We start from the raw sequence: 23,845 nt of genomic DNA, 5'->3' as shown, positions 1-23,845 counted from the left end.
ACGTAATAGAAGGACGGACGTCATGGATTTCACCACCACCGAAGCGGCGCACGACCTCGGCAACCTGGTCGACACCATCGTGGACTCGGTATGCACCCCCGAACACCAGCGCGAGCTCGACGGGCTCGATCAGCGCTTCGACCGCGACCTGTGGGCAAAGCTGATCGACGCCGGCATCCTGTCCAGCGCGTCGGCCACATCGCTGGGCGGTGACGGCTTCGGCGCGCTCGAGCAGATCGCGATCCTGGTGGCGCTGGGGCACCAGCTGGCCGCCGTGCCCTATCTGGAGTCGGTGGTGCTGGGCGCCGGAGCGCTGGCCCGGTTCGGTTCCGAAGAGCTGCAACAAAACTGGGGTGTGCCGGCAGTCAAAGGCGAGAAGACGCTCAGCGTTGCCCTCGACGGTGAGATGGGCGAGGGGCCGGTGCGGGCGGCCGGCGCCGGTGCGGGCTACCGGCTGACCGGGACGCGCACCCAGATCGGATTCGGCCCGGTGGCCGACGCGTTCCTGGTTCCCGCCGAAACCGATTCCGGCACAGCCGTTTTCCTGGTCGCCGCCGACGACCCGGGCGTCACGGTGACCGCGCTGGAAACCACCGGCCTGGGCAGCGTCGGGCATCTCGCCCTGGACGGAACCGAGGTGGACGAGAGCCGCAAGGTCGGGGGCGCCGAGGTCGTGACCTGGCTCGGCACGCTGGGCACCTTGGGGCGCAGCGCTTTCCAGCTCGGGGTGCTCGAGCGGGGCCTGCAGATGACGGCCGAATACGCCCGCGAGCGTGAGCAGTTCGATCGCCCGATCGGCAGCTTCCAGGCGGTGTCACAGCGGCTCGCCGACGGTTACATCGACGTGAAGGGGTTGCGGCTCACGCTCACCCAGGCGGCCTGGCGGGTCTCGGAAGACATCGCCGCCGAAATCGACGTCGCCAGTGCGGCGTTCTGGGCCGCCGAGGCCGGTCACCGGGTGGCGCACACCATCGTGCACGTGCACGGCGGCGTCGGCGTGGACACCGATCACCCGGCGCACCGCTACTTCCTGGCGGCCAAGGAGACCGAATTCGCCCTCGGCGGTGCCACCGGTCAGCTGCGGCGGATCGGCCGGGAGCTGGCGGAGACGCCCGCTTAGGCGCAATGGATCTCACCGACGACCTGACGGTCACCAAGCTGCTGGAGCCGCTGACCGAGATCGACGATCGGGGTGTGTACTTCGAGGACTCGTTCACCAGCTGGCGCGACCACCTGCAGCACGGTGCCGCGATCGCCGCGACGCTGCGGGCGCGGCTCGACCCCGCCCGGCCGCCGCATGTCGGCGTGTTGTTGGAGAACACCCCGTTCTTCTCGGCGATGCTGGTGGCGGCGGGCCTATCGGGGATCGTGCCGGTGGGACTCAACCCGGTGCGCCGGGGCGAGGCCCTGCGGCGCGACATCGCCAGGGCCGACTGCCAATTGGTGCTGGCGGATTCGAAATCGTCTGAGACGCTGGGTGATATCGAGCACCTGAACGCCGACTCGCCCGAGTGGGCCGAGGAGGTCGCCGCGCACCGCGACGCCCCGATCTCCTTCCAGGCCGCCTCGCCGGCGGACCTGTTCATGTTGATCTTCACCTCGGGCACCAGCGGCGAGCCCAAGGCGGTCAAGTGCAGCCACGGCAAGGTGGCGATCGCGGGCGTAACGATGTCACAGCGCTTCGGCCTGGGCCACGACGACGTCTGCTACGTGTCGATGCCGCTGTTTCATTCCAATGCGGTGTTGGTCGGCTGGGCGGTGGCGGCGGCCTGCGAGGGCTCGATGGCCTTACGGCGCAAGTTCTCTGCTTCGAATTTCATCGTCGATGTCCGTCGTTACGGCGCCACCTACGCCAACTACGTGGGCAAGCCCCTGTCGTATGTGCTCGCCACGCCGGAGCGACCCGACGATGCCGACAATCCGCTGCGGGCGGTCTACGGCAATGAGGGCGTACCCGAGGACATCGAGCGCTTCGGCCGCAGGTTCGGGTGCGTCGTGCAGGACGGGTTCGGTTCCACCGAGGGCGGCGTGGCCATCGCCCGCACCCCCGATACGCCGGCGGGTTCACTGGGGCCGCTTCCACAGGGCATCGACATCATCGATCCCGACACCGGGGCGTCCTGCCCGCCTGGCGTGGTCGGCGAATTGGTCAACACCGCGGGGCCGGGGCGTTTCGAGGGTTACTACAACGACGAGGCGGCCGAAGCCGAGCGGATGGCCGGCGGGGTGTATCACAGCGGTGATCTCGCCTACCGCGACGACGCCGGCTACGCGTATTTCGCTGGGCGGCTGGGCGATTGGATGCGGGTCGACGGCGAAAACCTGGGCGCCGCCCCGATCGAGCGGGTGCTGCTGCGCCACCCCGACGTCACCGAGGTCGCGGTGTACCCGGTCCCCGACCCGAGGGTCGGCGACCAGGTGATGGCGGCGTTGGTGATGGTGCCGGGCACCGAGTTCGAGGACGAGAAGTTCCGCGCGTTTCTGGCCGAGCAGCCGGACTTGGGACCCAAGCAATGGCCGTCGTACGTGCGGATCACTACCGAACTGCCGCGGACGGTGACCTTCAAGGTGTTGAAGCGCCAGTTGGCCGCTCAGGGTGTGGACTGCGACGACCCGGTGTGGCGGATCCACCGCTAGGGACCCGGGTCGTGCGTTGCCGCCGGATGTGCGGTCCACACAGTAAACTCAGCGCTTGATGAAAATCCGCGAAACGATCGCCTGCTCGATCCTGGTCGGGTCGCTGGGTGGCGCCGTGCTCGGGCTGGGCTCCGGTTTGGCCGCGGCGGATCCGCCTCCGGCGCCTCCCCTGCCTCCGCCACCGCCGCCGCTGGTGTGGTCGCCGCCGACGCCGGACCGCGAACCGTGGGAAGTCCCGCCCCCACCGGAGCAGGGGCCGCCGCTCCCGCCGGCGGGCTGATGGTTTTGCCGACAAGGAGACGCGATGGTTGATGCGCCGGTCCCCCACCTCGGCGTCGCTGTGACGCGCGCCGATAACGGAACCAGCGCATGACGGCACGCCCACTCGAGCTCGCGCTGGAAGCCAGCTTCGACCAGCTTGCCGCCGCGGTGCCGGCGAACGTCGGCGTCGCGATCGCCCGGCCGGACAGAACCTTTTCGCTGGGCAGCTGGTGGTCGGGCGTGGCATGGTCGACCATCAAGGTGCCGTTGGCGATAGCGGCGCTGCGCAACGATTGGCTGGGCGCGCGCGATTTGGTCGTCAAGGCGATCACCGAATCCGACAACCGCGCCTCCGAACAGTTGTGGTCGCAGTTGGGCGAGCCCGCGCAGGCGGCGCGACGGGTCCAGGTCGTGGTGGCCGAGGGCGGTGACACCGCGACGGTGGTCGAATCGCGTCGACTTCGCCGCGGGTTCACCGCATTCGGCCAAACGCAGTGGAGCCTGCAGCGCCAAGCGCGGTTTGCAGCGGAGCTCTCGACCATCCCCGACGCCGTCGAAGTGATCGACCTGATGCAGCGCCTGGTCACCGGCGACCAGTGGGGCCTGGCCGCCAAAGGCATTGCCGCCAAAGGTGGTTGGGGGCCCGGTGTGCACGGCGAGTACCTGGTCCGGCAATTCGGCATCGTCCCCACCCCGGCCGGCCACTGGGGCGTGGCGCTGGCAGCCGATGCGCACGACGGCGCGTTCGAGACGGGCGTCGACGTGGTCAACACGATGACGGACTGGCTGCTGAGCCGGTTGCCGACCCTAGCCCGTTATTGACGGCACCACGGCGTCGATCAGATGCGGCCCCGGTTCGGCGAAGGCGTCGCGCAGCGCATCGGCCAATTCCTCGGCCGTGGTGACGCGCCGTGCGGGTACTCCCATGCCCTCGCTGATCTTCACGAAATCCATTGTCGGGTCAGATAAGTCGAGCAGTGACAGCGCTTCAGGGCCGGGCGCCGACCCGGCGCCGACGCGTTGCAGCTCGATGCGCAGGATGTCGTAGGCGCTGTTGTTGTACAGCACGGTGGTGACGTCGAGGTTCTCCCGGGCCTGGGTCCACAATCCCGAAATCGTGTACATGGCCGAGCCATCGGATTCCAGACACAACACCGGGCGATTGGGGGCGGCCACCGCGGCGCCCACCGCGGCCGGTATGCCGTAGCCGATCGCCCCACCGGTCAGGGTCAGCCAGTCGTGCGCCGGCGCCCCGGCGGTCGCCTGGGCGAGCAGCACGCCCGAGGTGTTCGACTCGTCGACCACGATGGCATTTTCGGGCAGCAGCGCCCCGATCACATCGGCGGCCGACGCGGAGGTCAGCGGGCCCCTCGGCAGCGGAGGACGCGATGCGGCGGCCACCGGCGCCTCGGTGCCGGGTGCCACCTGGTCGGCCAAAGCGATCAAAGCCTCTGCCGCACCGCTGTATTCGGCGAGCACGTGCACCTCGCAGCCGGCCGGCACCAGATCGCTGGGCATGCCGGGGTAGGCGAAGAACGACACCGGCGACTTGGCGCCGGCCAGCACCAGATGCTTGGCGCCGTCCAGCTGGGCCGCGGCGGCCTCGGCGAAATAGGCGAGCCGGTCGACCGCGGGGACGCCGGCGCCGCGCTCCAGCCGGGTGGGGAAGGTTTCGCACAACACGCGCGCACCCGTTGCCGCCGCAATGCGGGCGGCCGCCGCCAGCCCAGCACGGCGGGTGGCGTCGCCGCCCACCATGATCACCGTGGGCTCGCCGGAGCCGAGCACCTCGAGCACCTCGGGCGCCAACAGCGGATCGGCGCTCGCCGGCTGCGCATCCAGGTTGGAGAACAGCTGGGCGCCGTCGGACCAGGACACGTCGGCGGGCAGGATCAGCGTGGAAATCTGTGAACCCCACCGGCTGGCCGCGATGCCCTCGACGGCGTCGGCCGAAACCTGGGAGGCGTCAGCGGTCCGGCGCACCCAGCCCGAGACGGTGCCGGCCAGCGCGTCGATGTCGGATTCCAGTGGGGCGTCGTACTTTTTGTGATAGGTCGCGTGGTCGCCGACGACCACCACCATCGGTACCCGCGCACGGCGCGCGTTGTGCAGGTTGGCCAGGCCGTTGCCCAGTCCGGGTCCCAAGTGCAGCAGCACCGCGGCCGGTCGATCGGCGATGCGCGCGTAACCGTCGGCCGCTCCGGTGGCGACCCCCTCGAACAGCGCCAGCACGCCGCGCATCCGCGGCACGGCGTCCAGCGCCGCGACGAAGTGCATCTCCGACGTGCCCGGGTTGGCGAAACACACGTCGACGCCGCCGTCCACCAGGGTGTTGATCAGGGCCTGGGCACCGTTCACTTGACTGCCTCCAGTCGGAAAACTCGTTCGGCGTTGCCGCGCAGGAAATCTCGGCGGGCCTCGTCGGACAGCCCGAGGTCGTCCAGTCCCGCCAGCGCGTGCTCGTGGGTGATCATCGGATAGTTGGTGCCGAACAACACCTTTCGTTGCCCGGTACCGGTCTTCATGAACCTGACCAGTTCATCCGGCAACCGCTTGATGGTGTACGCCGAGGTGTCGATGTAGACGTTTTCGTGCTTGCGGGCCACCGCGACCATCTCCTCGGTCCACGGATAGCCGACGTGACCGCAGACGATCACCAGCTCCGGGAAATCGAGCGCCACCTGGTCGATGTAGGGAATCGGCCGGCCGGTCTCCGACGGGCGCAACGGACCGGTGTGACCGACCTGGGTGCAGAACGGCACCCCGGATTCCACGCACTGGGCAAACAGCGGATAGTAGCGACGATCGGTGGGCGGGGCATCCCACAACCACGGCACCACCCGCAGGCCGACGAACCCTCCGTCGGCTATCCGGCGCCGCAACTCCCGGACGGCTTCCATCGGGCGGTCCAGGTCGACGGTGGCCAGCCCGGCGAGCCGATTCGGGTGCGCGCCAATCCATTGCGCCACCTCGTCGTTGGAGACCAGGTCGGCTCCCCCCGGCCCCCGCCAGGCGCTGAGCACACCCACTTCGACGCCGGCGACGTCCATCGACGCCAGGGTCGCCTCGATCGGGATATCGGTGTCGGGGATCGACCCGCCCGTCCACCGCCGCAGGGATGCCAGCATGTCGCTGCGCAGGAACCGCGCAGTCGGATGCTGCATCCAGACATCGATCGTCATGCGATTGGACTTTAGCCCGCCGACGATGCGCGCCGCGGAGCGGCGGGAGGAGGAGACGGGCAATCAACACCAGACCGGGCCCGGCCGCCCTCCGATCTCAGAGGGTCAGCGCGGCGCGGGCGCAGGCGTGCGTCTGCTGCGCGTACCCGCCGCCGAACAGCGCCACGTGCGCCAGTAGCGGGAAGAGCTGGTGCAGGCCGGTGCGGTCGCGCCAGCCGGGCCGCAGCGGTCGCACCCGCTGATAGCCGTCGATGACCGCGTCGAAGTGGGGGCAGCCGAACAGCGCGAGCATCGCCAGGTCGGTCTCGCGGTGACCGGCGTGTGCGGCCGGGTCGATGAGCACCACACCGTCGGGCGTCCACATCACGTTGCCGCTCCACAGATCGCCGTGCAGCCGCGCCGGGGCGTCGTCGTCGTCGAAATCGCCCGCGCGGCAACGGGCCGCGACGGAGTTCACGGCGTCGCGGGTGGCGGCGTCCAGGCCCGGGGCGGCGAGTTCGGCCATCGGGGCCAGCCGCTCCTCGGCATAGAACTCACCCCAGCGCCGGTGCGGGCGCAGCGAGAGCGGCAGGGGCTGCGACAGCGGCCCGAAAAAGCCCGTCCCGGCCCAGCCGTCCGGCCCGGCGCCGAACGCCGCGGCGCCCGCGTCGTGCGTGACGGCCAGCCGGTTGCCGAATGCGCGCGCGGCCTCGGGGGTGGGGCGCCCGGAGTCAAGGCGCCGCAGGGTCAGGCTCGTGTCATCGACGGCGACGACCTGCGCGCACGGCACGCCGCCGTCGACATCGGAAAGCCATTGCAGCCCTGCGGCTTCCCAAGCGAAGAAGCCGGTCGGTGCGGCCGGATTACGTTTGACGAAGTCGGTCACGCAGTGGCGTGAGCGGCGTGCACGTCGTCGGCCGGGCGGGCCTCGGTCTGCTCCTTGGCCCAGCGGTAGTCGGGCTTGCCCGCGGGCGACCGCTTGACCTCGTCGACCAGCCACAGGCTGCGCGGCACCTTGTAACCGGCGATCTCGGAGCGCACGAAGCTGTCCAGCTCCGACAGCGTCGGTCGCGATCCCGGCCGCGGCTGCACGACGGCGGCGACGTGCTGGCCGTACCGCGCGTCCGGCACGCCGACCACCAGGGCGTCGAAGACGTCGGGGTGGCCCTTGAGCGCGGCCTCGACCTCCTCGGGGTAGATCTTCTCGCCGCCGCTGTTGATCGACACCGAGCCGCGGCCCAGCATCGTGACGGTGCCGTCCTCCTCGACGGTCGCGAAGTCGCCGGGGATGGCGTAACGCACGCCGTTGAAGGTCTTGAACGTCTCGGCGGTCTTCTTCTCGTCCTTGTAGTAACCGACCGGGATGTTGCCCTTCTTGGCAATGAACCCGCGTACTCCGGAGCCGGGCTTGACCTCGTTGCCCTGTTCGTCGAGGACGACGGTGCGGTGGTCGATCGTCACGCGCGGGCCGCCGGCATGCGGCGCGTCCTTGGCGACGATGCTGGTGCCGCCGAATCCGGTCTCCGATGAACCGATCGAGTCGGTGATGACGCGGTTGGGCAGCAGCTCGAGGAACTTCTCCTTGATGCTCGGCGAGAACAGCGCCGCGGTGGAGGCGAGCAGGAACAGCGACGACAGGTCGTACTCGTTTCCCTTGTCCTGGTGCGCAAGTAGCGCGTCGAGCAGCGGTCGCGCCATCGCGTCGCCGGTGAAGAACAGCAGGTTTACCTTGTGTTCGTGGATCGTGCGCCAGACCTCGTCGGCGTTGAATTCCGGTGCCAGCACGGTGGTTTGGCCCGAGAAGATCGACATCCAGGTGGCCGACTGGGTGGCGCCGTGGATCATCGGCGGAATCGGGTGGCGGACCATCGGTGGGTTGGCCGCGGCGGCCTTGGCCAGGTCGTACTCGTCCTTGACGAATTCGCCTGTGGCGAAGTCGGTTCCGCCGAACAGCACCCGGTAGATGTCCTCGTGGCGCCACATCACGCCCTTCGGGAAGCCGGTGGTGCCGCCGGTGTAGAGCAGGTAGATGTCGTCGGCGCTGCGCGGGCCGAAGTCGCGCTCGGGCGAGCTGCCCGCGATCGCCGAATAGAACTCGACGCCGCCGTAACGGCTGAAGTCGTTGTCGCTGCCGTCCTCCACGACCAGGATCGTCTTGACGTCGGGGGTGTCGGGCAGCACGTTGGCCACCCGGTCGGAGTACTGACGCTCGTGCACCAGCGCGACCATGTCGGAGTTCTCGAACAGGTAGCGCAGCTCGCCCTCGACGTAGCGGTAGTTGATGTTCACCAGGATGGCGCCCGCTTTGACGATGCCGAGCATCGCGATGACGATTTCGATGCGGTTGCGGCAGTACAGGCCGACCTTGTCGTCCTTTTTCACCCCTTGCTCGAGCAGGTAGTGAGCCAGGCGGTTGGCCTTCTCCTCCAGCTGGGCATAGGTCAACTTCTCGTCGCCGCAGATCAGGGCGACACGGTCGGGCACAGCGTCGATGGCGTGCTCTGCGAGATCGGCAATATTCAAGGCCACGGCCACCAAATTAGAACGTGTTACATTTCGAGGCAAGCTCGTGCCCATTGTCGAGGGAAAGGCGGTAGCCGTGACCGTGGAGAATGCCGGAACCCCAGCAAACACCGAAAACGGGGAGACCGGACCGGACGCGCTGGTGGAACAGCGTGGTCACACCCTCATCGTGACCATGAACCGGCCGCACCGCCGCAACGCCTTGAGCACGGAAATGATGGAAATCATGGTCCAGGCCTGGGACCGCGTGGACAACGACGACGACATCCGCGTCTGCATCCTGACCGGGGCCGGTGGCTACTTCTGCGCGGGCATGGACCTCAAGGCAGCAACGCAGAAGCCGCCGGGCGAGTCGTTCAAGGACGGCAGCTACGACCCGTCGCGAATCGATGCCCTGCTCAAGGGCCGTAGGCTCAAGAAGCCGCTCATCGCGGCCGTCGAGGGCCCGGCCATCGCCGGGGGCACCGAGATCCTGCAGGGCACCGACATCCGGGTGGCCGGTGAGAGCGCCAAGTTCGGCATCTCCGAGGCCAAGTGGAGCCTGTACCCGATGGGCGGCTCGGCCGTGCGACTGGTGCGCCAGATCCCCTACACCGTGGCCTGCGACCTGCTGCTCACCGGCCGGCACATCACCGCCGCCGAAGCCAAGGACATCGGCTTGATCGGCCACGTCGTTCCCGACGGGCAGGCGCTGGCCAAGGCGCTCGAGATCGCCGAGGTGATCGAGAACAACGGACCGCTGGCCGTGCAGGCGATCCTCAAGACGATCCGCGAGACCGAGGGCATGCACGAGGAAGAGGCCTTCAAGCCCGACACCGCCAACGGGATACCGGTGTTCCTCTCCGAGGACTCCAAGGAGGGCCCCCGCGCGTTCGCCGAGAAGCGCAAGCCCAACTTCAAAAACCGCTAGGCCGGGGCCCCACCTCGCCGAGCGTGCCCCACCTCGCCGAGTGTGAACTCAGGGTGGTTTTTCGGCCGATTTTTCGCCCTCACGTCACGCTCGGCGCCGTTGTCGGTCCTTCGCGCCACACTCGGTGCGTGCGCGAACCCTTCATCGGTAGCGAGGCGCTCGCAACCGGCACCCTGACCCGATACCGGCTGCGCAGCCGATTCGTCGCGCTGCACCCCGACGTCTACGTAAGTCCCGGCACGGAATTGACCGCCACGACGCGCGCGTGCGCGGCATGGCTGTGGTCGCGCCGCCGGGGCATCGTCGCCGGGCGCTCCGCCTCGGCGCTGCACGGGGCGAAATGGGTGGACCACCGGGCGCCCGCGCAATTGTTCTACCAACACCGTCGTCCGCCGGCGGGCATCAACACCTGGTCGGACTCCCTGGCGGACAACGAAATCCGGTTGATCGGCGACATACCCACGACCTCGCCGGCGCGTACTGCGTTCGATATCGCTTGCCGAAACCCTCTTCGCAAGGCGGTCGCGGCTCTCGACGCGCTTGCCCGGGCGACGAAACTCGACATCGCCGAAGTGGAGTCGCTCGCCGGACGCTACAAGGGCCATCGAAATGTTCGCCGTGCGCGGCGCGCTCTGACGCTGGTTGACGCGGGCGCGGAGTCACCTCGCGAGACGTGGTTGCGATTGCTGCTCATCGATGCCGGTTATCCGCGCCCCGACACGCAGATTCCCGTCTACGGCGGATTCGGCGAGCTCGTGGCCGTCCTCGACATGGGTTGGGAAGAAATCAAAGTCGCGGTCGAGTACGACGGTGATCATCACCGCACCGATCGAAGACAATTCAATAAGGACATTCGGCGCGCGGAGTCCGTCGCGGAGCTTGGGTGGACTGTGGTTCGCGTGACGGCCGAAGACACGCCCGGGGGCGTAATCGCCCGCGTCGCGGCGGCATGGGCGCGCCGAACGTGAACTCAGGGCGAGAAATCGGCCGAAATATCGCCGTGCGCTTACGCTCGGCGCAAACGGGATGCAGAGAGTCAGCTCAGCAGCGGCGCGCTCGGGGTGAACACCACCGGCATCGCTTCCAGGCCGCTGACGAAGTTCGCCGGCCGCAGGGGCAGCGTCGAGTCGTCATCGGCCAGCCGCAGATCCGGTAGCCGCTTGAGCACCCGCTCGGTCATCATCGACAGCTCGAGCCGGGCCAGCTGGTTGCCCAGGCAGAAATGCGTGCCGAAGCCGAAGGCCATGTGGCTATTCGGGTTTCGACGAATGTCGAAGTTGTCCGGGTCTTCGAACACGGACTCGTCGAAGTTGCCCGACTCGAAGAGCAGCATGATCTTCTCGCCCTCGCGCAACGAGGTGCCGTGAAAGTCCGTATCAGCCGTCAAAGTTCTGCACATGTTCTTCACCGGCGATGTCCAGCGCAGCATCTCCTCGATGGCACCGGGAAGCAACGACGGGTCGCGCACCAGGGCCTCCCACTGGTCGCGGTGGCGCACCACCTGCTCGGTTCCGCCGCTCAGGGTGTGCCTGGTGGTCTCGTCGCCGCCGATGAGGATGAGCAGCGTCTCCATGACGATCTCGTCGTCGGACATCCGCTGCCCCTCCACCTCGGCGTTGACCAGGATGGAGAACAGGTCGTCGGTGGGCTCGGCGCGCCGCTTGGCGATGATGTCCATGGTGAACGCGGTGTAGGCGGCGAAAGCCTCCATGACGGTTTGGAATTCGGTCGACGCCGGGTCGATGTGGGAGCTCAGCCCGCACACCAGGTCGTCGGACCACTTCAACAGCATGCTGCGTTCGGAGGGCAGCACGCCCAGCATGTCGCCGATCACCGCCATCGGCAGCGGGGCGGCGATGTCGCGGACGAAGTCACACTCGCCGCGCTCACACACCGCGTCGATCAGCGTGTCGCACAGCTTGGCGATGGACGGCTCCTTCTCCTTCACCCGCTTGCGGGTGAAGCCGGCGTTGACCAGCTTGCGCCGCAACAGATGCGCGGGATCGTCCATGTCGATCATGTAGGGCATGCCGGGCTGGTCGGGACGGATGCCGCCCGTGCTGGAGAACAGTTCCGGATTGCGTTCGGCGTCCAGGATGGCTTGGTAGGTGGTGGCACCGGCCAGGCCGTTGCGATCCCGAAACACCGGCTGGTTGGCGCGCATCCAGCGGTAGGCCTCGCGCGAGGTGTGACGGTCCGCGTAGAAATTACCGTCTGCCAGATCGATGTTCGAGATTGCTTCCGGGATGGTCGAAGTCATCTACAGCCTCCAAATGTGTTGACGAGCGGATTACAGTAACCGGCATGCCTGAGTCACAACACGTAGTTGCGGGGACGGTCCTCACCATGCCGGTGCGGATACGAAAAGCGGATGTGCATACCGCGATGTTTTCGGTGGATGCGCAAGCGGCGCAACGCCTTATCGACTACAGCGGCCTGCAAGTCTGCCAGCACCGCCGCGGCCGGGCGGTGGTGAACCTGATGCTGGCCCGCTATATCGACGGCGATCTGGGGCAGTACCACGAATTCGGCACGGCGGTCATGGTCAACCCGCCCGGCTCGACGGCGCGCGGCTGGCGAGCACTGGGCGATGCGGCCGCGTTCATCCACCACCTGCCCGTCGACCAGAGCTTCACCCTGGAAGCGGGCCGCTCGATCTGGGGATTCCCAAAGATCATGGCGGAGTTCACCGTTCGCGAGCAGGGCCGGTTCGGATTCGACGTCAGCGCCGATGGCGCGCACATCGCGGGCATCGACTTCGCCCGGGGAGTGCCGGTGCCCTCGATGTTCACCTCGCGCCCGCAGGTGCTCAAGACCTACACCTTCGCCGAGGGCACCACCCGGGAGGTGCCCTGGGAGATGCGGGTGCGCGGGCTGCGCGGCCAGCCCGGCGGGGCGACGCTGCGTCTGGGCGATCACGCCTACGCCAAGGAGCTGGCGTCGCTGGGACTGCCGAAGCGGGCGATGATCTCTGGATCCGTCGGCCACGTCGAGATGACGTTCGGCGACGCCCACCCGCTCGGCTGACCGGCCGGGCGCGCGCTGCTTCGTCGTCGGGCGTGCCATCCGGACAATCTAGAACGCGTTCTAAGCCCCTGGCAAGAAAATTAGAACGTGTTCTAGTTTGGCTCGCGCGGCCGTCAGATTAGCGTCGCCAGCTCGCGGACCTGCTCCGTACTGCGTCCGGACACCACCATCATGGTGACGCCGGCGGCCTCCCAGGCCTTGATCTGCTTACGCACGTAGTCGATGTCGCCGACGATCGCGGCGTCGTCGATCACCTCGTCGGGGATGATCTCGGCGGCCTTGTCCTTCTGGTTGCTGCGGAACAGCTTCGTCACGTCGTCGACCACTTGCGCGTAGCCCATCCGCCGGTAGACGTCGGCGTGGAAGTTGGTGTCCTCGGCGCCCATGCCGCCCATGTAGAGCGCGATGTAGGGCTTCATCGCCGCGAACGCCGCGCTGCGGTCCTCGGTGATCACGATGTTGGCCGTCGCGCAGATCTCGAAGTCCTCGCGGCTGCGGCGGGCGCCCGGCCGGGCGAACCCCTCGTCCAGCCACTCGTTGTAGGTGTCAGCCATGCGCGGCGTGTAGAAGATCGGCAGCCAGCCGTCGCAGATCTCGGCGGCCAGCGCGACGTTCTTCGGCCCCTCGGCGCCCAACATGATCGGGATGTCGGCCCGCAGCGGATGGGTGATGGGCTTGAGCGGTTTGCCCAAACCCGTTGCGCGCTCACCGGTCAGCGGCAGCGGGTAATGCGGCCCGGCGCTGGTCACCGGCGCCTCGCGCGCCCACACCTGCCGGATGATGTCGATGTACTCCCGGGTGCGGGCCAGCGGCTTGGGGAAGGACTGGCCGTACCAGCCCTCGACCACCTGCGGACCGGAGACACCCAGGCCGAGGACGTGCCGGCCCCCGGACAGGTGGTCGAGCGTCAACGCCGCCATCGCGCAGGCCGTCGGGGTGCGTGCGGACAGCTGAACCACCGACGTGCCCAGCCGCACCCGCGACGTCGACGAACCCAACCAGGCCAGCGGGGTGTAGGCGTCGGACCCCCAGGCCTCGGCGGTGAAGACGGCGTCGTAGCCGGCCTCCTCGGCCGCGGCGACGAGCTCACCGTGGTTGTGCGGCGGCTGAGCGCCCCAATATCCCAGCTGCAATCCCAGCTTCATCGTCGTCACCCTTCCGGTGGTCGTCCCGATCCAAGAAAGATTTGAATCCGTTCTTAGAACCTGTTCTACTCGATGGCGTGACAGCCAGCTCGAGTAGCCCGCCCCTGATGGATCACCCTGAGCCACCGCTCGCCGCGCCACTGACGTTGTCCTTCGACTACACCCGTTCAGTCGGCCCCACGCTGAGCAAGTTCTTCACTGCCCTGCGCGACCGCCACATCCTGGGCGTGCGCGGATCGGATGGCCGGGTGCACGTGCCGCCGGCCGAATATGACCCGGTCACCTATGAGCCGCTGGGCGAGATGGTACCGGTGTCCAGCGTCGGCACCGTGGTCTCCTGGACCTGGCAGCCCGACCCCATCGAGGGACAGCCGCTGGACCGGCCGTTCGCCTGGGCGCTGATCAAGCTCGACGGGGCAGACACGCCGTTGATCCACGCCGTTGATGCGGGTGAGCCCAAGGCCATCAAGACCGGCTCCCGGGTGCACGCGCACTGGGTCGACGAGCCGGTGGGCGCCATCACCGACATCGCGTATTTCGCGCTCGGGGAGGAACCCGAGGCCGTGGCCGAGCAGTCCGACGGCGACAAGGACCCGGTGACCATGATCGTCACGCCGGTGTCGCTGACCATCCAGCACAGCGCCTCGCACGAAGAGAGCGCCTACCTGCGGGCCATCGCGCAGGGCAAGCTGCTGGGCGCGAAGACGGGCGAGAACGGCAAGGTTTACTTCCCGCCGCACGGCGCCGACCCGGCCACCGGCCAGCCGACGACCGAGTTCGTCGAGCTGCCCGACAAGGGCACGGTGACGACGTTCGCGATCATCAACATCCCGTTCCAGGGTCAGCGCATCAAGCCGCCGTATGTGGCGGCCTACGTGTTGCTCGACGGAGCCGACATCCCGTTTTTGCATCTGGTCGCCGACATCGACGCCCACGAGGTACGGATGGGCATGCGCGTCGAGGCGGTGTGGAAACCCCGCGAGGAGTGGGGATTTGGCATCGACAACATCGAGTACTTCCGGCCGACCGGGGAACCCGACGCCGACTACGACACCTACAAGCACCACCTGTAAAGGGCTTACCTGCACATGAGCGCTCGCAACGTTGCGGTCGTCGGCTTTGCCCACGCCCCACACGTCCGCCGCACCGACGGCACCACCAACGGTGTCGAGATGTTGATCCCGTGCTTCGCCCAGCTGTACGAGGAGCTGGGCATCGAACGGACCGACATCGGCTTCTGGTGTTCCGGATCATCTGATTACCTTGCCGGACGGGCATTTTCGTTCATCTCGGCGATCGACTCGATCGGTGCCGTTCCGCCGATCAACGAGTCACACGTCGAAATGGACGCCGCCTGGGCGCTTTACGAGGCCTACATCAAGATCCTCACCGGCGAGGTCGACACCGCGCTGGTGTACGGCTTCGGCAAGTCCTCGGCCGGCATCCTGCGCCAAATCCTGACGCGGCAGACCGACCCCTACACCGTCGCGCCGTTGTGGCCCGATTCGATCTCGCTGGCCGGGCTGCAGGCACGCATCGGGCTCGACACCGGTAAGTGGACCCAGGAGCAGATGGCGCGGGTGGCCTTCGACTCCTTTGCCAATGCGCGCCGCGTGGACAACGTCGAGGGGTCGATCAGCGTGGCGGAACTGCTCGAACGGCCGTTCTTCGCCGACCCGCTGCGTCGCCACGACATCGCGCCGATCACCGACGGCGCCGCGGCGATCGTGCTCGCGGCCGGCGACCGGGCGCGTGAGCTGCGCGAAAACCCGGCCTGGATAACGGGAATCGAGCACCGCATCGAAACGCCGGTGCTGGGCGCGCGCGATCTCACCGAGTCGCCGTCGACCAAGGCCGCGGCCCACGTGGCCACCGGCGGCCGGACCGACAACCTCGACGTGGCCGAGATCTGCGCGCCGTTCACCCACCAGCACCTGATCATCGCGGAAGCCATCCGGATCCCGGGTCCCACCAAGGTGAACCCGTCCGGTGGCGCGTTGGCGGCCAACCCCATGTTCGTCGCCGGCCTCGAACGCATCGGCTTTGCAGCACAACACATCTGGAACGGTTCGGCCGAGCGGGTGCTGGCGCACGCCACCAGCGGCCCTGCGCTTCAACAAAACCTGGTCGCGGTCATGGAAGGAAAGAACTGATGGCCGGTGCAGGGCCAAACGTCGCTGCGGTACTAGGTACCGGACAGACGAAGTACGTCGCCAAACGCCAAGACGTTTCGATGAACGGCCTGGTGCGCGAGGCGATCGACCGGGCGCTGGCCGACTCCGGCAGCACCTTCGACGACATCGACGCCGTCGTGGTCGGCAAGGCGCCGGACTTCTTCGAGGGCGTGATGATGCCCGAGCTGTTCATGGCCGACGCCATGGGCGCCACGGGCAAGCCGCTGATCCGGGTGCACACCGCGGGTTCGGTCGGTGGGTCCACCGGTGTGGTGGCCGCCAGCCTGGTGCAATCCGGCAAGTACCGGCGCGTCCTCGCGATGGCGTGGGAGAAGCAGTCGGAGTCAAACGCCATGTGGGCGTTGTCGATTCCCATTCCGTTCATCAAGCCGGTCGGTGCCGGCGCGGGTGGGTACTTCGCCCCGCACGTGCGCTCCTACATTCGTCGATCCGGCGCGCCGACGAACATCGGAGCCATGGTCGCGGTAAAGGACCGGCTCAACGGCGCCAAGAATCCGCTGGCACACCTGCACCAGCCCGACATCACGCTGGAGAAGGTGATGTCCTCGCCCATGCTGTGGGACCCGATCCGTTACGACGAGACCTGCCCGTCTTCCGACGGTGCGGCCGCCGTGGTGATCGGCAACGAGGAGGCCGCCGAAGCCCGCCTTACGCAAGGACATCCGGTGGCGTGGATCCACGCCACGGCGTTGCGCACCGAGCCGCTGCAGTTCTCCGGGCGCGACCAGGTGAGCCCGCAGGCCGGGCGTGACGCCGCCGCGGCGCTGTGGAGGGCCGCCGGCATCGAGAGCCCCATCGACGAGATCGACGCCGCGGAAATCTACGTGCCGTTCTCCTGGTTCGAACCGATGTGGTTGGAAAACCTCGGTTTTGCCGCCGAGGGTGAAGGCTGGAAGCTCACCGAAGCCGGCGAGACGAAGATCGGCGGCCGGTTGCCGGTCAACCCGTCGGGCGGCGTGCTGTCGTCGAACCCGATCGGTGCCTCGGGCCTGATTCGCTTCGCCGAAGCGGCGATCCAGGTGATGGGCAAGGGTGGCGACCACCAGGTGCCCAACGCGCGAAAGGCCTTGGGGCACGCCTACGGTGGCGGCTCGCAGTACTACTCGATGTGGGTGGTGGGCGCCGACAAGCCCGCGGCCCAGAAGGTCTCGTGAGCGCGCCGAGGACGATGCAGCGGGGGCACCTCCCGCTTGCGGGGGAGAGCGGCGCCGTTGACTGAGCATCCCGCGCACGAGGCCGGCCGCCGCTCCCGCGATGCGGTGGCGGCCCGGGACAAGGATGCCTGGCTGGCGGTGTTCGCCGACGACGCCATCGTCGAGGACCCGATCGGGCCGTCGGTGTTCGACCCCGAGGGCCTCGGCCACCGTGGCCGGGACGCGATCTCGGCCTTCTGGGACAAGGCGATCGCCCCCACCACGAAGATCGAGTTCTTCTTCCGCGACACCTACCAGTGCGGCAACGAGGAAGCCAACGTCGGGCACATCCTCATCACGACCGGCGAATATCAGACGACCGCCGAGGGCGTCTTCACCTACCGGGTCAACACCGAGGGCCAGATGGTGGCCCTGCGCGCCTACTGGGAGATGGATCGGGCGGCGGCCAACACCCGCAAAATCTAGAGCGGTTCGCCGGCGGTGAAACCTACGGCGCGACACGCCGGTTGAGGATCGCTGATTTCACATTCGGCGGCATGTCGATGTCAGGCTTATGCCCATGTCCGACAAGCACGTCGTACTCGTCCACGGCTCATGGAGCCGCGGGCAGCAGTGGGCCCCCGCCCAGGCCGCCTTTGCGGAACGCGGCTTCACGGTGCATACCCCGACCTTGCGGCACCACGAACTGCCGCTGCACGAAGGTGCGGCGAAGATTGCGTCGTTGAGTATCCGTGACTACTTAGATGATCTCGTCGCCCTGGTCGCATCGCTGGACTCCCCGCCGCTGTTGGTCGGACATTCGCTGGGCGGTCTGCTAGTCCAACTGGTCGCTGCCCGCACGCCACACGCTGGCCTGATCGCCGCCTGTCCGTCGTCGGTGGGTCCATCCGGCCTTAACCGCACGACTCTGGGTATCGCCCTACCGCACGCGTTGAAGACGCGGCCGTGGACCAAACCGGTCTATCCCCCGACGTGGCAACAGTTTTGGCGGGGCGTCGCGGCCACACAAACCCAGGAGGCTGCGCGCGCGGCGTTCAACGACCTGGTCTGCGAATCCGGACGGGTGCTGTTCTTCGAGCTCGCTATGCCGTGGCTGGACCGAGCCAAGGCCGCGAAAGTGGACCGCAGCGCCATCGCGGGACCTGTGCTCGTGATCGGGGGCGGCCGAGACCGTATCGTGCCGCCGGGGTTGGCACGCCGGACCGCCGCCCGATTTGCACGCGCGAGCTACGCCGAAATTCCCGATTCCGATCACATGGTGTTCTATGGAGCCGCGTTACCGGTCACGATGAGCTACATCGATGACTGGCTCACCCGAAATAGCGGCATAACCGGCGATTCGGCCTAGAGCGGTTCCAGCCCGGCCAGATGCCGCTGGGCCAGGTCGCGGTAGGCCTGCGGGTTCACCTTGACCCACATCTCAGCGCCGGTCCCGGCGACCGGGCCCTTGATCTGCGCCGGCGCCCCGACCGCCAGCATCCCGGCCGGGATCTGGCTGCCGGCCGTCACTAGCGAATGCGCGGCGACCAGGCTGCGTGCGCCGATCACCGCGCCGTCCAGCACGGTGGCGTGGTTCGCGATCAGCGCCTCCTGCCCCACGTGCACGCCATGAATGACACACAGATGCGCGACCGTCGCGCCCGGACCGATGTCGACCGGTATTCCGGGCGGCGCGTGCAGCACCGAGCCGTCCTGGACGTTGGCGCCCTCGCGCACCACGATGGGCCCGTAGTCGCCGCGCAGCACGGCGTTGAACCAGACCGAGGCGCCCGCCTCCACCACGACGTCGCCGATCAGGGTGGCCGTCGGGGCCACGAAAGCTGTGGGATCGACCCGTGGCGCGCGGCCCTCGAACGCAAACAGCGGCATCGTTTAGATATACCGCAGTGCGCATATGCCGTGGCCAGGCTCGCCGTCGTTGCGCGCCCCCGCTGAAAAACTGTAACGTGTTCTAGTTAGAGGCCCAGCGAGTTGGAGGTGACAGGTGAGTACCGACACCAAGGCGGTCGGCATCCGGGAGATCGATCCCGGCGCCTTGCCGACGAGATACGCCCGCGGCTGGCACTGCCTGGGCGTTGCAAAGGACTTCCAGGACGGCAAGCCGCACTCGATCGAGGCGTTCGGCACCAAGCTGGTCGTTTTCGCCGACTCGCAGGGCGACATCAAGGTTCTGGACGGCTACTGCCGCCACATGGGCGGGGACCTGTCTGAGGGCACCATCAAGGGCGACGAGGTCGCCTGCCCGTTCCACGACTGGCGCTGGGGCGGCGACGGCCGCTGCAAGCTGGTGCCCTACGCCAAGCGCACGCCCAAGACGGCGCGCACCCGCTCGTGGACCACCGACGTGCGCGGCGGCCTGCTGTTCGTCTGGCACGACCACGAGCAGAATCCGCCGGACCCCGCGGTGCGCATTCCCGACATCCCCGAAGCGGCCAGCGATGAATGGACCGACTGGCGGTGGAACAGCATCCTCATCGAGGGGTCCAACTGCCGCGACATCATCGACAACGTCACCGACATGGCGCACTTCTTCTATATCCATTTCGGGTTGCCGACCTACTTCAAAAACGTCTTCGAGGGCCACATCGCCTCGCAGTACCTGCACAACGTGGGCCGGCCCGACGTCAACGACCTCGGCACCACTTACGGGGAGGCGCATCTTGATTCGGAGGCCTCCTACTTCGGGCCGTCGTTCATGATCAACTGGCTGCACAACAGCTACGGCGGTTACAAGGCCGAGTCGATCCTGATCAACTGCCACTACCCGGTGACTCAGAACTCGTTCGTGCTGCAGTGGGGCGTCATCGTCGAAAAGCCCAAGGGCATGGACGAAAAGATGACCGACAAGTTGTCGAAGGTGTTCACCGAGGGCGTCAGCAAGGGCTTCCTGCAGGACGTCGAGATCTGGAAGCACAAGACCCGCATCGACAATCCGCTGCTGGTCGAGGAGGACGGCGCCGTTTATCAGTTGCGCCGTTGGTATCAGCAGTTCTACGTCGACGTCGCCGACATCGAGCCGGAGATGGTGGAGCGCTTCGAGATCGAGGTGGACACCACCCGCGCCAACGAGTACTGGAACGCCGAGGTCGAGCAGAACCTCAAGGCCAAGGACTCCGAGGCGGACGAGTCGGTCACCGACGACGTCCCGGCCCAGCAACGCTAGGAATCATGGGCGACGATCAGCCGGCGGTACCTGACGTCGATCAGCTCGCGCGATCGATGTTGTTGCTGCACGGCGATCAGCACGACCACGACGAGAAGCCCGCGGGCAACGGCGGCTCCCGATCCTGGTCGAAGTCAAGGGATTTCACCAACGACCCGCAGCGCGCCGCGGCCGTCGCCGAAGCCAGTCGCGCCGACCGCGAGCGCTACCTCAACTCCGGGCTGCTGCCGGTCGACTGCCGGTTCTGCCACGTGCGGGTCACCGTCCGCCGGCTCGGGCCGGGACACACCGCCGTGCAGTGGAACACCGAAGCGTGGCAACGCTGCGCGCACTTCACCGAGGTGCGCGAGTCGGGGGGCGACACCGCGCGCACCCAGTCGTGCCCCAAACTCGCCGACAGCATCGAGCATGCGGTCGCCGAGGGCTACCTCGACGACGACCCGGACCAAGACTAGGCGGGCACAAGGCGTGCCAGCCGGGCGCGGAAGCCGTTGTGCGGCCTAGGTTTTACAGACCCGCGAAGCGCTCCTTGACGGTCTCGGTGGTGAGGCCGTAGTCGGCCAGCGAGTAGGTGTGCTTGGGCGCCCGCGGGCCGGACTGGCTGTCGGCGTGGGTCTTTTCCATGGCGGCCCTGGCCTCGTCGGTCAGCGTCAGGCCGAAGTGGCGATAGATGTCGGCCACGGTGCCCAGCGGGTCGGCGATCAATTCCTTGTAGTCGACGTCGTAGAACTGCGACGGGCTGTATTTGGCCCGCGCGGTGTTGAACCGCTCCAGCCCCCGCGACCAGGTTTCCATTGCGTCGGCACCGATTTGGGCGCCGGTGAACGACGTCGACCATCCCTCGGCGGTGTGCTGCGCCAGCGAGCACATCGAGGCCATGATCGTTTCGACCGGACGATGGGTCTGGATCACCAACGCGTCGGGATAGGTCGCCATCAACGCGTCCAACGCGAACAGGTGGCTGGGGTTCTTGAGCACCCACCGCTTGTCGGCGTCGTTGAGCCCGATCAGCTGCAGGTTGCGGCGGTGCCGCTGATACGACGGCGTCCAGTCCTGCTCCGAGAGCCACTGCGAGTAAGTGGGCAGGTGCGCCAAGGTCTCGTAGGACGCCGAATGCAGCGACTGCCGCAGCAGCTGCCAGCACTCCTCCAGCTCGTATGCCGCCATGAAATGCAGACCCGTGTAGTCCGGGTTTTCGGCATGGTGCTTGTTGAACTGCGCGTTCAGTTGGCTGTAAAACGGGTTGGAATCCCAGGTTTCACGAGGCGGACGCGGCTGTGGAAATTCGGCCAACCACAGATGCAGGCCCTGGTGCGCGGGATCGGCACCAAGCAGTCGATGCAGGGCCGTGGTACCGGTGCGCACCAGGCCGGTGACGAAGATCGGCCGCTCGATGGCCACGTCGGCGTGCTGCGGGTACTGCTTCCAGGCGGCTTCGGACAGCAGCCTGGCCACCAGCGCACCGCGCAGGAAGAACCGATTCATCTTGCTGCCCAGGGGCGTCAGGTCGGCGTCGCGGCGGTAGGAGTCCAGCAGCACTTCCAGCGCTTCGAGGTAGTTGTCGTCGTTGCTGCCGAAATCGTCCAGCCCGATCATCTTGCTGGCCGACGCCTTCAGGTCGTCGACGGTGCCGACATCGGTACGTGCAACCGTCATCGCCATCTCCTCCTCATCGCTTCGCTTTGCATCGTCGATGGCGGCATTAGGTGTGGTACTCCCCGCAATTGACATCCAGTGTCTGCCCGGTGATGCCGCTGGACAGGTCGCTGGCCATGAACAGGATCGCCGAGGCAACCTCGTCCTCGGTCGGTAGCCGCTTCAGGTCGGAGCCTGCGGCGGTGGCCTCATAGATCTGCTCGGCCGTCGTGCCGTACTTGCCGGCTTGGTGGTTGAAGTAGCCCTGCAGTGTCTCGCCCCAGATATAGCCGGGCGCAACGGAATTGACTCTGATTCCCTGCTCGCCCAGCTCGGTGGCCAGCGAATGTGACATGGACAGCAGCGCGGATTTCGCCATCTTATAAGCGCCGTACTTGGCCTGCGAGTGCCGCAGCACCATGGAGTTGACGTTGACGATCGAGCCCTTCGACTCGGCCAGCGCCGGCGTGAACCCCTGGATGAGTCGCAGGGCGCCGAGCGCGCTGAGTTCGATCGCGTCGCGGATATGCTGAAAGCTCGTGCCGGAGAACGGTTTCAGCGACGGCACCCGGAACGCGTTGTTGATCAGCACGTCGACCTTGCCGTAGGCCTCCAAGGTGGCCTCGACCAGGTTGTTGACCTGGTCATCCTCGGTGATGTCGGTGCGCACCGTCGTCGCACGGCCTCCGAGGTCGGCGATCTGCTTGGCGACGTCGTCCAGGCGTTCCGGCGTGCGGGCCGCCAGCACCAGGTCGGCGCCTTCTCTCGTGCATCGGTGCGCCAGCGTCGTGCCCAGACCCGGGCCGACGCCGCTGATCACCACCACCTTGCCGTCGAGCAACTTCGTCATCCCAGCATCCTCGCCTGAATCTGTTGGTGGCGCAGCGCAATTCGCGCCCGCCAGTCGTCCTCTGAGATCTTGTTGTGGTCGTAGTACGGCAACGCGGCCGGCACCTTGTCGATGTCGACCACCTCGACGGTCGGACCGTCGGCGTCGGTGAGCTCACGCGACACCCGCTGCCAGCGGAACTGCAGGAAGCCACGCCGGTGCCCGACCGTCTCGACCCAGTTGGTCACTCCCGGATTCTGTTCGGCAACCACGATGCGGACCTTGCCGTCCGGATCCGCCTGCGCCTGAGTGTTGTTCAGCGAGGTCTGGTGGTTGATGTAGTCCAGCGAGATGTACCACAGGCTGCCCAGCTGGAAGCCGAGGTAGGGCGCGTCGGAGACCGGGATGGTGATGACCATCGCCTGATCCGGTCGCAGATCGAAGTGCCCGACCGACGAGTACTGCGTGGCCAGTCCGCCCGGGGTCAGCCGCGGCGGCACCATGGTGTTGACCGGCAGGTCGAGATAAAACCACTGCGGGAATTGCAACCAGGTCTTCACTCGCTGGACAAGCTGCTTTCCTGCTGTCGCGTAACGCTTTTCGATCAGATCACGGGTCAAGGGCGGCGGCGCGGTGCCCGCCGTGTCGAGGCGGGAGATCGCCAGCGTGCCGCGCTGGGCCGACCAGTCCCCGTACACCTCGCGGATCACCAATTGTCCGGCGCTGGTCGGTCGCACCCGCCACTCGAAGCTGCCGTCGGGCGCGATCTCGAGCTCGCGGTCGTCGAATGCGGCCTGGCTGACGGGCACGAAGTCGTCGGTGTACTCGCCGCCGAGGAGCTGGAAACTCAGGTCGGTGGTGGTTCCGCGCCTGCCGGTGACCACGTAGTCGTGGTTGGCGTGCACCCGGGTACCGAAGTACAGGGTGTCGGGATTGTCCAGGCCCATCTTGGTGAAGGGTCCGGTACCCGACTGCAGGAAGGGATGGTCACGGTCGTAGTCCACGGCCAGATGGATGCAGCCCGAGATACACCCGGCCAGATACTGCAACCCTTCGAGCAGGTCGGCTTCGGTCTCGATGAACGGTGCGTCGGCCACCAACTGCTCGGCCTCTGCGATCGCAGCGGTGAGGGAATCAGAGAACACGCCTAGACGCTAGAACGTGTTCTACTTTTTCGTCAATGGCGAACGTTCCCGCGCGTCGGC

Annotated in this window: 24 protein-coding genes; 14 read left to right on the top strand and 10 right to left on the bottom strand. The window is 67.2% G+C overall.

From position 1 onward, the window contains the following. Positions 1-22 precede the first annotated feature (22 nt). The 4 genes from A5622_RS05040 to A5622_RS05025 all read left to right on the top strand — a co-directional run bounded on the left by A5622_RS05040 (position 23) and on the right by A5622_RS05025 (position 3,720). Positions 23-1,120, top strand: coding sequence for an acyl-CoA dehydrogenase family protein (locus A5622_RS05040; RefSeq protein WP_066870567.1), 1,098 nt, complete (start codon positions 23-25; stop codon positions 1,118-1,120). 5 nt (positions 1,121-1,125) lie between these two features. Further along, complete coding sequence (gene fadD17, locus A5622_RS05035; protein WP_066877080.1) at positions 1,126-2,637, top strand: long-chain-fatty-acid--CoA ligase FadD17; 1,512 nt, start codon at positions 1,126-1,128, stop codon at positions 2,635-2,637. 58 nt (positions 2,638-2,695) lie between these two features. After that, positions 2,696-2,917: a hypothetical protein gene (locus A5622_RS05030; RefSeq protein WP_066877078.1), complete on the top strand. Its 222-nt coding sequence runs from the start codon at positions 2,696-2,698 to the stop codon at positions 2,915-2,917. Positions 2,918-3,006: 89 nt separating this feature from the next. Continuing rightward, positions 3,007-3,720, top strand: coding sequence for a hypothetical protein (locus A5622_RS05025; protein WP_066870573.1), 714 nt, complete (start codon positions 3,007-3,009; stop codon positions 3,718-3,720). Here A5622_RS05025 and A5622_RS05020 read toward each other — a convergent pair. From A5622_RS05020 to A5622_RS05005, 4 genes are all read right to left on the bottom strand, one after another. Continuing rightward, entirely contained in the window at positions 3,706-5,256 is a 1,551-nt protein-coding gene (locus A5622_RS05020; RefSeq protein WP_066870576.1) for an acetolactate synthase large subunit, read from the bottom strand. The two genes, A5622_RS05025 and A5622_RS05020, sit on opposite strands and share 15 nt — an antisense overlap. Beyond that, positions 5,253-6,080, bottom strand: a complete 828-nt coding sequence (locus A5622_RS05015; protein ID WP_066877076.1) for an amidohydrolase family protein — start codon at positions 6,078-6,080, stop codon at positions 5,253-5,255. The genes A5622_RS05020 and A5622_RS05015 overlap by 4 nt, the downstream gene beginning before the upstream one ends. A 97-nt stretch (positions 6,081-6,177) precedes the next feature. After that, on the bottom strand, positions 6,178-6,945 hold the full coding sequence (locus A5622_RS05010) for a fructosamine kinase family protein (protein WP_066877074.1): 768 nt from the start codon (positions 6,943-6,945) through the stop codon (positions 6,178-6,180). Continuing rightward, complete coding sequence (locus A5622_RS05005) at positions 6,942-8,594, bottom strand: acyl-CoA synthetase (RefSeq protein ID WP_066870585.1); 1,653 nt, start codon at positions 8,592-8,594, stop codon at positions 6,942-6,944. Before A5622_RS05005 ends, A5622_RS05010 begins: the two co-directional genes overlap by 4 nt. A gap of 70 nt (positions 8,595-8,664) precedes the next feature. Here A5622_RS05005 and A5622_RS05000 point away from each other — a divergent pair, with 70 nt between their 5' ends. Both A5622_RS05000 and A5622_RS04995 read left to right on the top strand, forming a co-directional pair. Beyond that, positions 8,665-9,492, top strand: a complete 828-nt coding sequence (locus tag A5622_RS05000; protein WP_197497920.1) for a crotonase/enoyl-CoA hydratase family protein — start codon at positions 8,665-8,667, stop codon at positions 9,490-9,492. A 128-nt stretch (positions 9,493-9,620) separates the two neighbouring features. Beyond that, complete coding sequence (locus A5622_RS04995; protein ID WP_066877070.1) at positions 9,621-10,460, top strand: DUF559 domain-containing protein; 840 nt, start codon at positions 9,621-9,623, stop codon at positions 10,458-10,460. 68 nt (positions 10,461-10,528) lie between these two features. Here A5622_RS04995 and A5622_RS04990 read toward each other — a convergent pair whose 3' ends face one another. Next, positions 10,529-11,752: a cytochrome P450 gene (locus A5622_RS04990; RefSeq protein WP_066877068.1), complete on the bottom strand. Its 1,224-nt coding sequence runs from the start codon at positions 11,750-11,752 to the stop codon at positions 10,529-10,531. A gap of 44 nt (positions 11,753-11,796) precedes the next feature. On the opposite strand from A5622_RS04990, the gene A5622_RS04985 reads away from it, so the two are divergent. Then, positions 11,797-12,519: an acetoacetate decarboxylase family protein gene (locus A5622_RS04985; RefSeq protein WP_066870593.1), complete on the top strand. Its 723-nt coding sequence runs from the start codon at positions 11,797-11,799 to the stop codon at positions 12,517-12,519. Between the two features lie 113 nt (positions 12,520-12,632). Here A5622_RS04985 and A5622_RS04980 read toward each other — a convergent pair whose 3' ends face one another. Beyond that, positions 12,633-13,664 carry an LLM class F420-dependent oxidoreductase gene (locus A5622_RS04980; RefSeq protein WP_066877066.1) on the bottom strand — a complete coding sequence of 344 codons (1,032 nt, stop codon included), beginning with the start codon at positions 13,662-13,664 and terminating at the stop codon, positions 12,633-12,635. Between the two features lie 77 nt (positions 13,665-13,741). On the opposite strand from A5622_RS04980, the gene A5622_RS04975 reads away from it, so the two are divergent. The 5 genes from A5622_RS04975 (at position 13,742) to A5622_RS04955 (ending at position 18,361) form a co-directional block, all read left to right on the top strand. Then, a complete protein-coding gene (locus tag A5622_RS04975) occupies positions 13,742-14,737 on the top strand; it encodes a Zn-ribbon domain-containing OB-fold protein (RefSeq protein ID WP_197497910.1) in 996 nt (331 codons plus the stop codon). A gap of 15 nt (positions 14,738-14,752) precedes the next feature. Continuing rightward, positions 14,753-15,817, top strand: a complete 1,065-nt coding sequence (locus tag A5622_RS04970; RefSeq protein ID WP_066870603.1) for a thiolase domain-containing protein — start codon at positions 14,753-14,755, stop codon at positions 15,815-15,817. Continuing rightward, entirely contained in the window at positions 15,817-17,013 is a 1,197-nt protein-coding gene (locus A5622_RS04965) for a thiolase domain-containing protein (protein ID WP_066870606.1), read from the top strand. Before A5622_RS04970 ends, A5622_RS04965 begins: the two co-directional genes overlap by 1 nt. Before the next feature lie 57 nt (positions 17,014-17,070). Then, entirely contained in the window at positions 17,071-17,478 is a 408-nt protein-coding gene (locus tag A5622_RS04960) for a nuclear transport factor 2 family protein (protein WP_066877064.1), read from the top strand. A 94-nt stretch (positions 17,479-17,572) separates the two neighbouring features. Further along, positions 17,573-18,361: an alpha/beta hydrolase gene (locus tag A5622_RS04955; protein WP_066877063.1), complete on the top strand. Its 789-nt coding sequence runs from the start codon at positions 17,573-17,575 to the stop codon at positions 18,359-18,361. Here A5622_RS04955 and A5622_RS04950 read toward each other — a convergent pair. Further along, entirely contained in the window at positions 18,358-18,882 is a 525-nt protein-coding gene (locus A5622_RS04950) for a gamma carbonic anhydrase family protein (RefSeq protein ID WP_066877061.1), read from the bottom strand. The genes A5622_RS04955 and A5622_RS04950 overlap by 4 nt on opposite strands. Positions 18,883-18,997: 115 nt before the next feature. Here A5622_RS04950 and A5622_RS04945 point away from each other — a divergent pair, with 115 nt between their 5' ends. Continuing rightward, positions 18,998-20,176: a Rieske 2Fe-2S domain-containing protein gene (locus A5622_RS04945; RefSeq protein ID WP_066870618.1), complete on the top strand. Its 1,179-nt coding sequence runs from the start codon at positions 18,998-19,000 to the stop codon at positions 20,174-20,176. Positions 20,177-20,181: 5 nt separating this feature from the next. Continuing rightward, positions 20,182-20,631, top strand: coding sequence for a hypothetical protein (locus tag A5622_RS04940; protein WP_066877059.1), 450 nt, complete (start codon positions 20,182-20,184; stop codon positions 20,629-20,631). A 52-nt stretch (positions 20,632-20,683) separates the two neighbouring features. Here the strand turns inward: A5622_RS04940 and A5622_RS04935 are convergent, their stop codons facing one another. From A5622_RS04935 to A5622_RS04925, 3 genes are read right to left on the bottom strand one after another with little or no spacing between them, the layout of a single operon-like run. Next, positions 20,684-21,832, bottom strand: coding sequence for a sulfotransferase (locus A5622_RS04935; RefSeq protein ID WP_232002300.1), 1,149 nt, complete (start codon positions 21,830-21,832; stop codon positions 20,684-20,686). A gap of 46 nt (positions 21,833-21,878) precedes the next feature. Then, the gene (locus tag A5622_RS04930; protein WP_066870627.1) at positions 21,879-22,661 is read right to left on the bottom strand and encodes an SDR family oxidoreductase; all 783 of its coding nucleotides are present in this window, start codon (positions 22,659-22,661) and stop codon (positions 21,879-21,881) included. Beyond that, positions 22,658-23,785: a hypothetical protein gene (locus tag A5622_RS04925; RefSeq protein WP_066877057.1), complete on the bottom strand. Its 1,128-nt coding sequence runs from the start codon at positions 23,783-23,785 to the stop codon at positions 22,658-22,660. Before A5622_RS04925 ends, A5622_RS04930 begins: the two co-directional genes overlap by 4 nt. Positions 23,786-23,845 lie beyond the last annotated feature (60 nt).

The organism is Mycobacterium sp. 1245801.1 (assembly GCF_001673055.1).
Classification (GTDB): Bacteria; Actinomycetota; Actinomycetes; order Mycobacteriales; family Mycobacteriaceae; genus Mycobacterium; species Mycobacterium europaeum_A.
This window is presented reverse-complemented; position numbering and strand designations above follow the sequence as displayed.

Excerpts from the sequence above, each read along its gene's own strand:
- A5622_RS05040 (WP_066870567.1), top strand. The coding sequence starts at position 23 with ATGGATTTCACCACCACCGAAGCGGCGCACGACCTCGGCAACCTGGTC.
- fadD17 (WP_066877080.1), top strand. The coding sequence starts at position 1,126 with ATGGATCTCACCGACGACCTGACGGTCACCAAGCTGCTGGAGCCGCTG.
- A5622_RS05030 (WP_066877078.1), top strand. The coding sequence starts at position 2,696 with ATGAAAATCCGCGAAACGATCGCCTGCTCGATCCTGGTCGGGTCGCTG.
- A5622_RS05025 (WP_066870573.1), top strand. The coding sequence starts at position 3,007 with ATGACGGCACGCCCACTCGAGCTCGCGCTGGAAGCCAGCTTCGACCAG.
- A5622_RS05015 (WP_066877076.1), bottom strand. The coding sequence starts at position 6,080 with ATGACGATCGATGTCTGGATGCAGCATCCGACTGCGCGGTTCCTGCGC.
- A5622_RS04990 (WP_066877068.1), bottom strand. The coding sequence starts at position 11,752 with ATGACTTCGACCATCCCGGAAGCAATCTCGAACATCGATCTGGCAGAC.
- A5622_RS04985 (WP_066870593.1), top strand. The coding sequence starts at position 11,797 with ATGCCTGAGTCACAACACGTAGTTGCGGGGACGGTCCTCACCATGCCG.
- A5622_RS04980 (WP_066877066.1), bottom strand. The coding sequence starts at position 13,664 with ATGAAGCTGGGATTGCAGCTGGGATATTGGGGCGCTCAGCCGCCGCAC.
- A5622_RS04970 (WP_066870603.1), top strand. The coding sequence starts at position 14,753 with ATGAGCGCTCGCAACGTTGCGGTCGTCGGCTTTGCCCACGCCCCACAC.
- A5622_RS04965 (WP_066870606.1), top strand. The coding sequence starts at position 15,817 with ATGGCCGGTGCAGGGCCAAACGTCGCTGCGGTACTAGGTACCGGACAG.
- A5622_RS04955 (WP_066877063.1), top strand. The coding sequence starts at position 17,573 with ATGTCCGACAAGCACGTCGTACTCGTCCACGGCTCATGGAGCCGCGGG.
- A5622_RS04950 (WP_066877061.1), bottom strand. The coding sequence starts at position 18,882 with ATGCCGCTGTTTGCGTTCGAGGGCCGCGCGCCACGGGTCGATCCCACA.
- A5622_RS04940 (WP_066877059.1), top strand. The coding sequence starts at position 20,182 with ATGGGCGACGATCAGCCGGCGGTACCTGACGTCGATCAGCTCGCGCGA.
- A5622_RS04935 (WP_232002300.1), bottom strand. The coding sequence starts at position 21,832 with ATGACGGTTGCACGTACCGATGTCGGCACCGTCGACGACCTGAAGGCG.
- A5622_RS04930 (WP_066870627.1), bottom strand. The coding sequence starts at position 22,661 with ATGACGAAGTTGCTCGACGGCAAGGTGGTGGTGATCAGCGGCGTCGGC.